Source organism: Peptacetobacter sp. AB800 (assembly GCF_047807365.1).
Taxonomy (GTDB): Bacteria; Bacillota; Clostridia; order Peptostreptococcales; family Peptostreptococcaceae; genus Peptacetobacter.
This window is the reverse complement of record NZ_JBLOUI010000002.1, coordinates 130,378-145,277: the sequence shown is the minus strand read 5'-3', so window position 1 is coordinate 145,277 and position 14,900 is coordinate 130,378. Positions and strand designations below refer to the sequence as shown.

13 protein-coding genes are annotated in these 14,900 nt (G+C 31.1%); all 13 read right to left on the bottom strand.

Annotated features, from left to right (window positions below; translation table 11 throughout):
- Nucleotides 1-2 precede the first annotated feature (2 nt).
- The 13 genes from ACK2WN_RS01845 to ACK2WN_RS01785 all read right to left on the bottom strand — a co-directional run bounded on the left by ACK2WN_RS01845 (nt 3) and on the right by ACK2WN_RS01785 (nt 14,874).
- The gene (locus ACK2WN_RS01845) at nt 3-755 is read right to left on the bottom strand and encodes a glycosyltransferase family 2 protein (protein WP_416154634.1); all 753 of its coding nucleotides are present in this window, start codon (nt 753-755) and stop codon (nt 3-5) included.
- Nucleotides 756-805: 50 nt separating this feature from the next.
- Nucleotides 806-1,711: a glycosyltransferase family 2 protein gene (locus tag ACK2WN_RS01840; RefSeq protein WP_300529485.1), complete on the bottom strand. Its 906-nt coding sequence runs from the start codon at nt 1,709-1,711 to the stop codon at nt 806-808.
- A 15-nt stretch (nt 1,712-1,726) separates the two neighbouring features.
- The gene (locus tag ACK2WN_RS01835; RefSeq protein WP_300529487.1) at nt 1,727-2,476 is read right to left on the bottom strand and encodes a glycosyltransferase family 2 protein; all 750 of its coding nucleotides are present in this window, start codon (nt 2,474-2,476) and stop codon (nt 1,727-1,729) included.
- 34 nt (nt 2,477-2,510) lie between these two features.
- The gene (locus tag ACK2WN_RS01830; RefSeq protein WP_416154633.1) at nt 2,511-3,692 is read right to left on the bottom strand and encodes a CDP-glycerol glycerophosphotransferase family protein; all 1,182 of its coding nucleotides are present in this window, start codon (nt 3,690-3,692) and stop codon (nt 2,511-2,513) included.
- 16 nt (nt 3,693-3,708) lie between these two features.
- Nucleotides 3,709-4,548, bottom strand: a complete 840-nt coding sequence (locus ACK2WN_RS01825; RefSeq protein ID WP_300529491.1) for a glycosyltransferase family 2 protein — start codon at nt 4,546-4,548, stop codon at nt 3,709-3,711.
- Nucleotides 4,514-5,695 carry a polysaccharide polymerase gene (locus ACK2WN_RS01820; RefSeq protein WP_300529493.1) on the bottom strand — a complete coding sequence of 394 codons (1,182 nt, stop codon included), beginning with the start codon at nt 5,693-5,695 and terminating at the stop codon, nt 4,514-4,516. Before ACK2WN_RS01820 ends, ACK2WN_RS01825 begins: the two co-directional genes overlap by 35 nt.
- A gap of 1 nt (nt 5,696) precedes the next feature.
- Nucleotides 5,697-6,431, bottom strand: a complete 735-nt coding sequence (locus tag ACK2WN_RS01815) for a glycosyltransferase (RefSeq protein WP_300529495.1) — start codon at nt 6,429-6,431, stop codon at nt 5,697-5,699.
- A gap of 18 nt (nt 6,432-6,449) precedes the next feature.
- Nucleotides 6,450-7,523, bottom strand: coding sequence for a mannose-1-phosphate guanylyltransferase (locus ACK2WN_RS01810; RefSeq protein WP_416154632.1), 1,074 nt, complete (start codon nt 7,521-7,523; stop codon nt 6,450-6,452).
- A gap of 40 nt (nt 7,524-7,563) precedes the next feature.
- Nucleotides 7,564-9,273, bottom strand: coding sequence for a phospho-sugar mutase (locus tag ACK2WN_RS01805; RefSeq protein ID WP_416154631.1), 1,710 nt, complete (start codon nt 9,271-9,273; stop codon nt 7,564-7,566).
- Between the two features lie 12 nt (nt 9,274-9,285).
- A complete protein-coding gene (gene murJ / locus ACK2WN_RS01800; RefSeq protein ID WP_300529501.1) occupies nt 9,286-10,836 on the bottom strand; it encodes a murein biosynthesis integral membrane protein MurJ in 1,551 nt (516 codons plus the stop codon).
- A gap of 95 nt (nt 10,837-10,931) precedes the next feature.
- Nucleotides 10,932-11,591, bottom strand: a complete 660-nt coding sequence (locus tag ACK2WN_RS01795; RefSeq protein ID WP_300529503.1) for a sugar transferase — start codon at nt 11,589-11,591, stop codon at nt 10,932-10,934.
- A gap of 77 nt (nt 11,592-11,668) precedes the next feature.
- On the bottom strand, nt 11,669-12,760 hold the full coding sequence (locus ACK2WN_RS01790; protein ID WP_300529505.1) for a cell wall-binding repeat-containing protein: 1,092 nt from the start codon (nt 12,758-12,760) through the stop codon (nt 11,669-11,671).
- A 101-nt stretch (nt 12,761-12,861) separates the two neighbouring features.
- Complete coding sequence (locus ACK2WN_RS01785; RefSeq protein WP_329998271.1) at nt 12,862-14,874, bottom strand: N-acetylmuramoyl-L-alanine amidase; 2,013 nt, start codon at nt 14,872-14,874, stop codon at nt 12,862-12,864.
- Nucleotides 14,875-14,900 lie beyond the last annotated feature (26 nt).

The following is a 14,900-nucleotide window of genomic DNA, read 5'->3' as shown; positions in this document are numbered from 1 at the left end:
CGCTATAATCTCTTTCTTATAGCATTAACCACATAAAAACAGAATACATACATACTTTTAAACAGACCTAAGCCCTCCACATTTCTATACGTATTCCATGTTCTCTTTAAGGCTTTTATCTTATTACTAGATAGAGAATTACCTACTATTCTATAATTAACTAGTGGCTCCTCTATCCCATATGCATACTTTTCTGTTCTAAGTATTTTCAACCATGTAGCAGTATCCTGCCCTCTCTTAACTAGAGGCATCTCAAAATCACCAATAATTTTTCTATCTAATACTACGGTTGAACATCCTATTATAGTGTTCTTTAAAAGTCCTTCATAATCAATCTTCTTTGGAGCTTTTGCTACTTTAGTAGTTTTTTCTCCATTTTCTCTCATATATCTATATGAAGTAAAGGAAAAACCTATATTTTCCCTTAGCATATATTCAATCTGTTTTTCTAATTTAGTTTTTTCCCAGAGATCATCGCTATCTACAAACGCTATAAATCTGCCTTTTGCGTTTTTTATACCAGTGTTTCTACTAATAGCTGCTCCGGAATTCTTTTCTAATTTAATATATCTTATTCTATCATCACTATTTTGTAATTTTTCTATTATTTCTGATGAACTATCTTTTGAGCAGTCGTCCACTAAAACAAGTTCCCAATTCTTATATGACTGCTTCTGTACCGATTTTATCGTATCTTCTAAAAACCGCTCTGCATTATATACAGGAGTTATTATTGATACCAATGGTTCATTCATACGTTATACTCTCCTTATATATTAGCAATATTATTTTTTCAAACTAAAACTTATTCCTTAACAAATTTCTTTTGTCTTAAATATTTGTAATAACCTAGTGGAAAACATAATATATACATAAATTTATCACTTATCTTATTTATTTCTTTAAAATACTTACTATCTGATAATAATGAATATCTTGCCAAATTTATATAGTTCTTTATCCACATATAAGGGAAGTCCTTAAATGGATAAGTATTCTGATTTGTAAGATATAAATACTCTAATGCTCTTCCTTTTAATGCACTCTTTTTAAGAATATTTCTTGTAAGCCCATCTTCTAAGTATTCTCTTACTATCATTGGCTCATTTATACATATAACCTTATAATATTTAGATATTTCATACCAAACAACGCTCTCTGGCAAGAATTTTATCCCTTCTCTCTCTGGGAAAGGATACTGTTTTAGAATATCAGTTAAAAATACTATTGTTTTATCACCTTTTACTCCAAATTTATAATACAGCTCTGCAAAATGGCATATTAAATGTTCATCAGGAATTTCTGTTCCAAGTGTCTTTCCATCCTCCATTTTTGAACAAAGCCCTACAACTCCACAAAACTCATCTTTATTTTCTACCTTATTCCACTCTTGGATAACTAAATCCATTGAATTAGGCATAAGTCCATCATCGCTATCTACAATAAAGAAAAATTCTCCATTGGCATTTTTAACACCTGTATTTATGGCAGTATGTTTTCCACCATTTACTTTCTTTATATATCTTATATCTAAGACATCCTCGTCTATAAATTTCTTTACTAATTCCTCTGTATTATCCGTACTTCCATCGTCAACTATCAACCACTCAAAGTCATTGTATGTCTGTTTTTTTAAATCTTCATAAAGCTTTGATAGCGTATATTCTCTATTATAAGTAGGAGTAAATATTGTAAATTTATACTTATACATAACTTTCCTCTCCTCCTAACTCTTTTTTATCCCATTTATAGCATAATTTATAAAATAATAAACAGCCTTTGGGAATGGTATCTTTTCAATATTTCTATATATATTCCAAGTCCACTTAGCAGCCTTAAACTTATTCCCGCTAAGAGAAGTACTTGATTTTCTATACATAGCAAGAACCTCGTCGATACCATAAGCAGTAATACCTTTTTTTAATATAGAAAGCCAAAGAACATAGTCCTCATGTCTTTCTCCACTCATTCTTATATCAAATCCAAGCTTTTCTCTGTTTATAATAACAGTAAGACATCCTAAAACATTTCCTTTAAGCAGTGTTTTATAATCAACACTATGTGGTACTCTTATTTCCTTGTGCATCCTATCGCTATTTTCATCCATTAGTTCATATGCAGTAAATGTTATAACATAGTCGTTTTCCTGCATAAACCTAATCTGCTTTTCTAGTTTTTCACGGTCCCATATATCATCACTATCTAAAAAGGCAATAAAAGCCCCGTTAGCCATTTTTAAGGCAATATTCCTAGCGTTAGAAACACCAGAATTTTTTTCAGTTCTTATATATTTTATTCTATCGTCATTTTCTGAGTATGATTTTGCTATTTCAGAACAACCATCTGTTGAACAGTCATCGACAATTATCATTTCCCAGTTTTTATAGCTCTGCTCAAGAACTGATTCTATTGTCCCTACAATATATTTTTCAGCATTATACATGGGCGTAATTATAGACACTAAATTTTTATCCATCTTAATTTTCCTCATCATTTATCATATTTAATATTTATCTAATATTATTTTTTATTGCACTATATATTCTATCACAGTTTTTATTGTCGTTGTATCTGAAAAACTTATTTCTCTCCCTCTTTTGACTCTCTGAAACTTCAAAATTATTTTCTATTATTTCAAGAATTCCTTCGACAGCCGAATCTTTATTATATGCTAACTTACCAAACATCTCATTGTCTAAGTCTATATAAGAATCAACTTTTTCCTTATACTCTTCAACGTCGAACTGATAAAACATTATTGGTCTATTCATATATAAAAAATCTATTGCTACACTAGAATAATCAGTTATATTAGCTGCAGACTTTCTTATCTCATCAGCAAGTGTAACTCCTTTATCTAAGAAAATAATTCTATTTCCAGTTATATTTTTTCTAACATCGTCTATAAACTCGTGCATTAAATGATGCATATAAAATTTTATATTTACGTCTTTTTCTTCTAAAGCTTTATTTAATCTCTCATCATTTAAGAAATTCATTATATTTAAGAAATAATCACTCTTAGTAAAATTATCTCTATCAGCTTTTATCCAATCTCTCCAAGTTGGTGTAAATAATATATCTCTCGTGCTCGCTGGCTCATCAGTAGGTAAATTATCATACCTAGCATTTCCGACAATTTTCACATTATCTTCAGACATACCCCACTCATTTACCATTACATTCTTCTCAAAATCAGAACTTGCTGTAACAACATTGTAGCTCTTTAAAAGCTCATCTATTAAATTTTTAAACCGTCCATTCATAGGTTTTCTCTTTTTAAAACTTATTGTACCATGATTTAAATAAACCTTAACCACTCTATCGTGGAATTTATTTAAAAATGGAACAGCAAAATTGTATGGAGCAATATCCGCAGATGGAGAATGAGAAAATACTATCGCCTCAGCATTGTAATAATAAAGATAATTTTCTACACTTCCTCTTACAAGCTTCTTACCTGGTATCTTGTCAAATACCTTGCTGTCCTTATTTACTACCCAATAAACATCTATATCATCGCTATGTTCTCTCATTAAATACTCATAGAAAAACTTAGAATTATCATTATATATATCTCCAGCATGACCTCCAATAAGCCAAATATGCTTTCCTCTAAAATTCTTCTTATTGAATATATTCTTCATAGCTGCAATAAGCATATTCATTAAAAATTTTATCTTTTCTACCATCTAATACTCAACCTCACTATTTTTTATACTCTTTAAAACCATTTATTCTTCCTTTTATAGTAGCGGTATGGTAATCTCTATCCTTATTTAAAACTATCCCACCGATATTTCTTATAATTTTATAAGCCATAATTTTTATAAACTTCTTGTTCTTTCTATAAACAATCTCTTTCTTACAAAGGGCACCAAACCCTCTTCCATAATTAAAATCTCTCTGATACTTTTCCTTAGATTTAGAGTGTTTCTTAGCTGGATGGTAAATTATATCATCACCGAAGTATCTTCCCTTATAACCTCTACTAAGTAGCTCTAAAATATAATCTACTTCTTCTCCTGCTCCAAACTCTCCACCTACACCTAATCTTTCATCAAACATTAAATAATCTTTATCTTCAAATAGCACAAAGAATGTTATGGATGTAATAGTATCCATAACATTCAAGCTATTTATATCGCATGTTCCGTTGTACATCCGTTTAAAAGTATCTACTTCGTTAAAATCCATAGTCTTACAACTGTAGATTTTATACTCCTTATTTTTTTCAAAAAAATTAATAGCCTTTTCTATTGTATCAGGCTTGTATGCACAATCATCATCTGGGAATGCTAAGATTTTCCCCTGAGCAGCAGCTATACCAATATTTCTATTATAGCTAAGTCCTTTTTTGTTGCTCTTTATATACTTTATATCTAAACGGTCTACATATTTATCGACAATTTCTTTAACTTTATCGTTATCATTCTGATCTACAACAATAAGCTCAAAATTCTTATACGTCTGCTCAAGCAAACTATCCATAAATATATATATATCATCAAACCTATTTAACGTAGGCATTATTAGCGACACTAGCATCTTTTCTTCTCCTAAACTTAACCTTATTTTTTAACGTATCATCCAATATAATATATTTAATTAAAAATACTATACCGAAATTAAATCCTGCCTCAAATAATATATTTTCAGCAAATGAATAAACTAAAAACATTACTATAACAGCAATATACTTGTTTTCATTTTTCTTTATAAAAATATCTAATCCCTTGTACAATAAAAACATAAAGAATAGCACAGATACTAAACCTAACATAACTGTTAAATACACATATGAATTATCCAAAGGATTTGCCTGTTTTATCTCTGCAGAATATACATTTCCAAATAAAGATAAGAAATTACCTTCTTGCGTTAAGTATATATTCCAATATCTAGGTCTAGAAGCTAGAACTGTATTTAAAAGCTCATTCTTTGAGAATAAAAGACCTATAGATACTGATACTACTAAAAGCAATATAGGTGATATCTTTACTAAAAAACTTATCTTAGTATATTTCTTTAAATCTATATACTTCAATATCTCAACAAGGAATAACGCTGCTATCATAGTTAGTAACCCTGTTCTACTCATAGTAACCTTATAAATAAATATCGTCATTACTAATAATATTGCTCTATCCATCATATTATACTTATCAAATCTCAAGAAAATATATGCTGCATAAACACCTATAGAATAGAAGAACACAAGATTTGGGTTGTGTAATCCAAAACAATTTCTAACAACATATACACCATCTTTTAATCTATAATGTGTATCCGAAATCTTTATCAAATCTGGTAAAAAATTTCCAATAAGAACAAATGCTATTATAAACAATGCATTTATAATAAGATAATTCTTTACAACATACTCATCATCTATATCTCTTACACTTATTGCCAATAATATCAGAACTAAAATAGCTCCTTCTCTAGTAAAAACATACAATGCACACGATGTTAAGAAAATTGCTAGCTCCGTAATATTATGCTTTCTTATCAATAAAAACTGAATCATCAAAAGTCCTATAGAACCATAAAACAATAATGATGAGCTTCTCTCTATAAAAGCTGTCGGCTCTAAATTAAAGATTATATATCTTCTAAGTAAAATTACAACCATTGTAAGACTAAACAAAGTCTTACTTAAATTACTATTATCTCGTATATTTAATCTCTCCATATTATCTTCTCCTCTTTAGAGCTAGTAGAGTATTACTTGCAAAAATTCTCATACATTTATAAATTTTGTTAAACCCAGACATATGTTTAGTTTCTAGGAAATAATTTCTCTTCTTAGCCCAGCTTTTTCCCCACCAATGTATAACATAAGTATTTTCTGTAATACAATCATCAGTATACTCATCTTTAAATCCAAATGGGTAAAAATATTCCTCATCGTAAACCTTTATATCATTAGAAAAATTATTTCTATCTATCTTTTCATATTTCTCATTAAGCATATATGTCATTATCTTTGGAATTGTATATAAATCAGACTTCATAACATCCTCATTGTAAAAATCAAGCATATCCTTGATAAATGGATGATGAGGCTCAGCCCCGATTATAGCACCATTTACATACTCCTCGCTCTCATATCCAAAAAACAACTTATTTTCCTCCATAAGAGGAGTTAAATCCTTTAAAACTTGAATATCTGTATCCATATACAGACCACCCTGCTCGTATAAAACCTTTAATCTCATATAGTCTGCTATAAAAGCCCAAAGCTTCTGTCTATAACACTCCTCAAGGAATTTTTTTCCCTTAATTTCTTTCTCTATATCAAAGTTTTTTTCATTCCACTCAATTATCTCATAGCTAGGAAGTTTTTCCTTCCAAATATTTATACAAATATTTTCTAAATTTCCTTTTGCTCCACCAATCCAAACATAGTGAATTTTTTTAGGTATCAAACAAACCCCTCCTTAAAATTAAATATACTCTTTCCTATTCTTCTCCTTTAATTGTTCTACAATCTTCTTAACATCTTGTGCTCTGTCTTTTCTACAAACCATAACCGCATCATTAGTAGAAACAACAATCAAATCATTTAATCCAACTGTAGCAATTAACTTATCATCAGAGTATATTATAGAATTCGATGTATCTATAGTAATAAAATCTCCACGTTTTATATTTCCTTCAACATCTGTAGGATAAATAGCTCCTAGAGAATCCCAAGACCCTACATCATTCCAACCAAAATCTCCTGGTACAACTACTACATCGTTACTTCTCTCCATTACCCCATAATCTATAGATATAGAAGGAATTGAAGGATAAATCTCTTTTATAGCCTCTTCCTCGTGCTCTGTACCTATATACTCAGATAATTTTTCAAGTCTAGAGTACACTTTTGGTAGATATCTCTTGAAATCCTCTAAAATTTTAGAAACCTTCCACACAAACATCCCACTATTCCAAACATACTTATTTGAAGCAATATATCTCTTAGCAACCTCAAAATTAGGTTTTTCAACAAACTCTACAACCTCATAAGAATGCTCACCTATCTTACTATCTCTATCAAAATTAATATATCCATATCCTGTAGATGGGAATGTAGGTTTTATCCCTATTGTAACAAGCTTATCATTATTCTTTGCCACATCTATAGCCTTATTTAAAACATTTACAAACTCAGCCTCATCCTTAATATAATGATCTGCCGGATAAACACACATCACTCCATCTCCAAACTTCTTCATTATATTAAACGCAGCAAACCCTATAGCAGCTGCAGTATTTCTTGCTGACGGCTCTGGTAAAATATTTTCAAAACAGCATTTATCTTTAACAATATCTTTAAGCGCCTTAACTTGACTTTCATTAGTAACAATAAACAACTCTTCCTTATCAGCTATTGGAGCTATTCTATCTATAGTTTCATTTATCAAAGCATCCTCACCACTTAAATTTATAAGCTGCTTTGGTATTTCCTGTCTACTTAAAGGCCAGAATCTTGTTCCGCCTCCTCCAGCTATTATAACGTTAAAAACTTTCATACCATTCCTCTTTTCTAAGATTATTTTAACTCTCAAACTATTATATAGAATCTATTTTATCTTCTATATCCCTAATTAAAGCTTCAATCTTATTATCAGAAGCCTCATTACTATCTCCACAAACACCAAAGTAGAATTTAATCTTTGGCTCAGTTCCAGATGGTCTTATAGCTATCCAAGACTTATCTTCTAAAACAAATTTAAGAACATCAGCTTTAGGAAGCCCATCTATTCCTTCTTTGTAATCTAACTTTCTATCAACCTTCACTCCAGCTATAGAATCTATATCGTCATTTCTAAACGACTTCATAATCTCAGCTATCTTCTCAACACCATCTATACCCTTTAAAGTAATAGACTTAAGCGCTTCTTTATAATATCCAAATTTAGCATAAATTTCCATCAGCGCATCGTATAAAGTCATACCTTTTAACTTATAATAAAGTGCTGCTTCTGATACTAATAAAGAAGAAACAACTGCATCCTTATCTCTAGCGTGAGTACCCACAAGATATCCGTAGCTTTCTTCGTAACCTATAACGAAATTCTTAACTACACTTCCAAAATCTTCATACTCGTGTATTTTTTCACCTATAAACTTAAATCCTGTAAGAGTATTTACAACTTCAGCTCCGTAGTGCTCAGCAATAGCAGCACCAAGCTCTGAAGTAACTATAGTTTTTATAATTACTGATTTTTCTGGAATAGTACCATCTTCATCCATCTTAGAGAATAAATAATTTACTATCAAGGCCCCAGTCTGATTTCCATTTAAAACAACATACTCTCCATTATTATCTCTAACAACTATCCCAACTCTATCACAGTCTGGATCAGTACCTATTATTAAATCTGCATTGCTTTCCTTAGCCATATTTATAGCTATATTAAACACTTCTCTCTCTTCAGGATTTGGATACTTAACAGTACTAAAATTAGAATCCGGTAACTCTTGCTCCTCAACAACAGTAACATCTTTAAATCCAGCATCCTTAAGTGCTCTTCTAACTGGGACATTACCTGTACCATGTATCGGAGTATAAATTATTCTTAACTTATCTCCATTTTCAGAAACCATCTTCTTATCTCTAATCTGGCTTAAAACAGCTTCATTAAATGCATTATCTACATCGTCATCTAAAACAGTTATCATTCCAGACTCTAAATAAGAATCAAAACTTCCTACCTTTATATTATCTAAAGACTCTATAGAATTTATCTCACCTATAATCTCATTAGCTTCATCTACACATATCTGCCCACCATAGCTACTGTAAACCTTATATCCGTTATATTCCTTTGGGTTATGACTAGCTGTAATAACTATCCCCATCTGACAATTTAAATGTCTAACAGCAAAAGAAAGTATAGGTGTAGCTCTAAGACTATCAAACACAAAAGCTTTAACACCATAAGCTGCTAATGTAGCTGCAGCCTCCTCGCAAAACTCTCTAGACATCCTTCTACTATCATGAGCTATAACAACCCCACGACTTTTACCTTCTTCTCCAAACTTTCTATCTATATATCTACAAATTCCCCGAGTAGCTTTTCTAACAGTATAGATATTTATTCTATTTGTACCAGCGCCAATTATCCCTCTAAGACCACCAGTACCAAACTCTAAACTCTTATAAAATCTTTCCTTTATCTCGTTTTCATCGTCTGCTATCCCTCTAAGCTCGTCCTTTATATCTTCATCAAAATAAGAAGACTCCATCCACTCGTTATATATATCTTTATAGCTCATATTTATTCTCCTTTATCTCTTAAGAAATTTAGACTTAGCTTTTCCAAATATATCAAAAACTAAGCTCATCTCATCTACTTTTAATATCATTATTAATATAAAGTATACTACAACACTTACAACAACTGAACAAACTAATGATAAAAGTTCATTTATCATTCCTGCACCAAGTATACCATACATTCCTTTATATACAAAAACAGTACATACTCCCATTATAACAGAAGAAATCAAACTCTTAAGACCAGTTTTTAAAATCTTATCTCCACCGAAGTATCCTGTTCTCTTCTTTAAAGATCTAAATAAAAGCATCACAGTAACAATAGATGCAATACTTGTAGAAATAGCAAGCCCTTTATAACCTAAAGGCTTAATTAAAATTAAATTCATTATTATATTCATTATAAGTGCTAGACTAGCATTTATCATCGGCGTCTTAGTATCCGATAGCGAATAGAACACCCTAGTAATAACATCTCTAACACCCATTGCTGCAAGTCCTAAAGAATACAGACGTAATGCGTTGTATGTCATATTAGTAGACTCTGCATCGAAAGCACCTCTCTGGAATAAAATCCTTACGATAGGCTCAGCAAGCACAATAGCTCCTACAGTTATTGGTAAAACTAAAAGTAAAATACAATTAGAAGACTTCACTATTGTATTTACAAAATCTTCCTTTTTATCAGCATTTATCATTCTAGCTAACTTAGGATATATAACAGTTACTATAGATGTAACAAATAAAGCCATAACAAAATCATTAAGCTTATTTGCATAATTTAGAGCAGAAAGCGGACCATCTCCAAGAGTAGTCGCAAGCGCCTTATCAACTGCAGTATTAATCTGCCCTATAGCAACCCCTATAATCATAGGAAGCATTAAAATTATCATATTCTTTATATTATCTTCCTTGACATTCAAATAAGGCTGATACTTATAACCTTTCTTAATTGCAAAAGGTAGCTGGAACAGCATCTGACTTGCCATACCAAGAAGTGCACCTATAGCCATAACAATTACATTAGTTTTAGTACTAATAGCTATAGCTGAAATTATAAAAATATTGTACGGAATCCCTATTAAACTAGGAACCGTAAAACTATCATTGACATTCAAATACGTACCTAAAATCTTACTAAGTGCTAAGAAAATAACACCTATTATCATAATCTTAGTAAATGATACAGCTATTCTAAACTTTTCACCTGTAAATCCTACTGCAAACACCTTTACAAATTCATCAGTAAACAAAAGCCCAAAAATAGCTACAACTATCGCCAATAAAGCGATAATATTTATCATATTATTAGTAAACTTTAACGCACCCGCAGTGCCCTCTTTTTCCTTAGTTTCAAAATATATTGGAACATATATTGTAGCAATAGCAGAACCTACAATCGCAATTATAAGCCCTGGTATATTTAACGTTAATAAAAATACGTCTGCATATGCCCCTGTACCATAAAAACTAGCCAAAACTACCTCTCTAAAAAATCCCAAAAGCTTAGAGAGCATAGTGGCTATCATAATCCAAACTGCTGCCTTAGCTGTACCTGCCATCTCATTTCTCCTTCATATCTCTTAAATAACACTCAAAATAAAATATTTTTCAAAATAAAAGGGCTCTTTTAGAGCCCTCAAAAATACTATTCAAATTATCTAGCTCCATCTCCTGTTAAAACAACAGCAACTGTTTTGAATATAATCTTAAAATCAAGTAGTACACTTCTATTTTTTATATAATATATATCCTCAACAAGTTTTTCAGCTGGAGTCATATCATAACCACCGTTTACCTGTGCCCAACCAGTAAGCCCTGGCTTAACTGCAAGTCTATTTATAAAACCTGGTATCTCTCTATTGAACTGTTCTGTAAACTGTGGTCTTTCTGGTCTTGGACCAATAAGACTCATATCACCCTTTAGAATATTGAACAACTGAGGAATCTCATCTATTCTGGTTTTTCTTATAAATCTTCCAACTTTCGTAATTCTTGGATCGTCTTTTTCTGCCCACTGAGCACCGAACTTCTCAGCATCAGTTCTCATTGATCTCAATTTATATATATAAAACCTCTTTCCGCCTTTTCCTAGTCTTTCTTGCTTATAAGTTATAGGCCCATTATCCTCAATCTTTATCCGTATTCCAAATATTATAATAAGTGGTATCCCTATTGCCAATCCAATAATAGATAATAATATATTTAAAACTCGCTGATAAAAATCAAAAATAACTCCACCTTTAACTATGCCATAATCTATAGAGTCTATAAAATCCTGTAAGTTTTTATCTTCATTACTTCTATATTCAGACATAATTACCTCCATTACATTAATTCCTATTGTTATATTATACTCAAAAATGAATATATTATCAATAGCTTATGAAAATCCTACTCTTTTAAAGCCCTAAAAGTAATTAATGCAATCATAACTATTAAAATAAATGAAGTCACAATTCTAGCAATATCGCTATCTAAATTTATCACGCTAGTCTTTTTAATCTCAAATCCAACGCTACAAAGCTTCTTAATATTATATTTCTTTAAGAAGTTCATTGCATCATCTTGAATATAATTTGTATCATTTATTAAAATAGGCTCGCCACTTTTTGCCATTCTTGGAACAGCTGCAATACTATTTACAAACTCACCTACATTTAAATCCTTACCATTTATTAAATTTCCACCTTTTGCTATATAAACCTTGTCTACCTTGTCCATATCGTAAAACGTTTCAATTACATTTCTATTAACTTCATACTTATCCTTACCAGAAATTCTATGCACATTAGGGAGTACCTTATCAACTGTACCACTAAGATCATTAAACCTACCTATAACATAAGTTTTCTCTATACCATTCTCTCTGGCAAACTCAGCCGCTTTATAAAGATTAGACTCATTAACAGTTAAAATTGGTATCCCTTTTTCAGCAGCCTTTCCTAAAACAGAAACTCCTATAGAATAACCATTCTTTCCATCAAAGACTACAAACATCTCCTTGCTTTTAGTCTTTTTAACTGTCAACTCAGCAAATAATTTACTGACATCCCCTCTATTTTTCTGTACTATTCTCTCTACATCAGCACCAGTTCTTTCTATTGTTCTCTCTATAGGCTTAGATATCGTATTTATTCCTCCTAAAATATAAACCTTATTTAAATGATTCTCGCTTATAAAAGAATAAATCTCACTTGGTAAATCTCCCTTTTCTGTAAGTAGTAGAGGTATATTATTAGCATAGGCGTAAGGTACAGCATTCATAGCAACCCCTATATCATTTGTATTAATTAAAATAGCTTCTTTAGGATTATGCCAGTATCCTTCACCACAGCTTATAATAGTTTCATATCTATTAACCCCTTGTATCTTTTCCTTTTCGTACCCTCTTAGATATAACTTATTTATTATCTTTCCAGAGAACAAATAAGCTACAACTAATAATAATGCAAGTAACACCGCTGTTATTTTCTTCTTATTCATAATTTTATCTCCTAATCCTACTTAGCAAAACTAACAGCAGTTCTATAAACAATTAAATACATCTAAGGAATTCCCTAGATGTATTCAATCGTTACTTCCTATTATTTTATAGATTCAGCTATACCAGCTGCTATCTGATTTCCTAGAGTATTCACCTTAGAATTTGAATTAAGCTTATTCATATCCTTTGTACTATCTATAAATGCACATTCTATAAGCATAGATGGATAATTATTGTGTCTTAAAACATAGTAGTAATCAGTTCCACTGCTATTAGCTTTTGCTTTTATTCCTCTATTTGTAAAACCAAATGTATTTACTATTCTCTTTAACACATTTGATGCGGCAGTTTTTGTTAATCCACCGTTCTTGTCCTTTACATTATAATACACTTCTGTACCATTTGCACTACCATTATATGAATTATAGTGAATACTTGTAAATAATTTTGGTCCTACTTCATTAGAAATAGTAGTTCTTGTACCTAATGATAAATAAGTATCGTTACTTCTAGTAAGAACTACATTATATCCTTTAGCTCTTAAAGCAGAACTTGCTGCAAGAGTAGTTCTTAAAGCGTAATCTTTTTCTTTTCTTCCACCAGAAACAGCTCCTGAATCTGAACCACCGTGTCCTGCATCAAGAACAACAGTATTATTGCCAGAAGCATTAGTATTAGTATTTGAATTGTGTTTAGAAACACTGTTTGATATTGAAGTTATAACCTTATCTGTTATGCCTCCACCTACCTGATAAACTTTATCTGCCTTATATGTACTTAATAAATCTGTATGTCTTGCTGAAACATAATTAGTAGGATTTATAAGAATTGGAGATTTCTTACTTGCTGCTAAAGGTCCACAAGTCATAGCATCTACAAGTTCATCTGACTTAGCAACAAATAAAGCGTTTAAATTCTTATCCTCATAAAATTTCTTAATAACTGCTGCATTTGTTTCGTGTCTATCAGATCCATATACTCTATTCTTTGAAACATCCGCACTAACTATATCATCAATCTTGTTTAAAACATCCTTAGAAACGACATTTTCTCCACCTATAACATATCCATCAGATAAACTTTCTGATTTTAACCAACTATAAACAGAAGAATCTATAGAATTCTTATCTGTAAGTATTATCGGCTGTTTATCCTCACCAGCTTTTGCAGCTATAGTAAGGGCATCTATCTGTCCATTTGTTCCATTTGCAACATATACCTTATTTACATCGTGTTTTTCATCTATAGCTTTAGCTATATTTAATGAAATTTCTGTAATATTATTTCCACCTATACGAGTAACTGAAGCTCCACTCTTCTTTAGAGCACTTATTGCTCCAGAACCAACCTGGCTTTCATTTCCTACTACTATTATATTTTTAGCCTTTAATCTCTCTATCTCTTTTATTACGTAATCTGGTGTACTATTATTATTAGTTAAAAGAATTGGTGCACCATAAGTAGTTGCAAGAGGTGTGGCTATAACCCCTTCTGTAGTAGCATATCTATTGACAACTATAACTGTATCCGATCTTTTCCAACCTTCTTTAGATACCTGAATAGCTGTATCGTATCTATTATCTCCTACAAGCTTTTCAACTGGAACTGCAGCTCTAGCTAAACTTCTCTGAACCATATTAGAAGCTGATTCACCTTCAGCAACTGCTTTCTGAACTGCTTCATCATCTATTAATATTTCCTGAGTAATATCACAAGAATCTAAATCAAGTCCCATACCTTCTAAATCACTTCTATTTAAAGTATATGGATTTGCTGACTTAACTTCTATCTTATTTAATTCCCAAACATTTAAGTACTCTGGTTCCTGATCAAACTTAACAGTACCTTCGTAAGCATCTTTATCCTTATTGTACTTTAACTCAGAACTTATAGTCATATCGTAGCATTTAAAATCTACAACTATCTTTTCAGCATCTAGTTTTTCCTTAAACTTAACTGAAATACCAGACTCTGTCCCAAAAACTACACTCTTACTTTCTATATCAACACTTATCTCTTTTTCCTGTGCACTACTCTGTGCAAATGCCATAGTTGGCGCCATCATAGTCGCTGCCATAACAACAGCTGTTGTCGCTTTAAATCTTCTCTTCATAAACTCCTCCTTAATTTCCCATAAAT

Coding starts and splice junctions, on each gene's coding strand:
- ACK2WN_RS01840 (WP_300529485.1), bottom strand. CDS start 1,711: ATGTATAAGTATAAATTTACAATATTTACTCCTACTTATAATAGAGAA.
- ACK2WN_RS01845 (WP_416154634.1), bottom strand. CDS start 755: ATGAATGAACCATTGGTATCAATAATAACTCCTGTATATAATGCAGAG.
- murJ (WP_300529501.1), bottom strand. CDS start 10,836: ATGGCAGGTACAGCTAAGGCAGCAGTTTGGATTATGATAGCCACTATG.
- ACK2WN_RS01810 (WP_416154632.1), bottom strand. CDS start 7,523: ATGAAAGTTTTTAACGTTATAATAGCTGGAGGAGGCGGAACAAGATTC.
- ACK2WN_RS01795 (WP_300529503.1), bottom strand. CDS start 11,591: ATGTCTGAATATAGAAGTAATGAAGATAAAAACTTACAGGATTTTATA.
- ACK2WN_RS01825 (WP_300529491.1), bottom strand. CDS start 4,548: ATGCTAGTGTCGCTAATAATGCCTACGTTAAATAGGTTTGATGATATA.
- ACK2WN_RS01830 (WP_416154633.1), bottom strand. CDS start 3,692: ATGGTAGAAAAGATAAAATTTTTAATGAATATGCTTATTGCAGCTATG.
- ACK2WN_RS01785 (WP_329998271.1), bottom strand. CDS start 14,874: ATGAAGAGAAGATTTAAAGCGACAACAGCTGTTGTTATGGCAGCGACT.
- ACK2WN_RS01790 (WP_300529505.1), bottom strand. CDS start 12,760: ATGAATAAGAAGAAAATAACAGCGGTGTTACTTGCATTATTATTAGTT.
- ACK2WN_RS01805 (WP_416154631.1), bottom strand. CDS start 9,273: ATGAGCTATAAAGATATATATAACGAGTGGATGGAGTCTTCTTATTTT.
- ACK2WN_RS01835 (WP_300529487.1), bottom strand. CDS start 2,476: ATGGATAAAAATTTAGTGTCTATAATTACGCCCATGTATAATGCTGAA.
- ACK2WN_RS01820 (WP_300529493.1), bottom strand. CDS start 5,695: ATGGAGAGATTAAATATACGAGATAATAGTAATTTAAGTAAGACTTTG.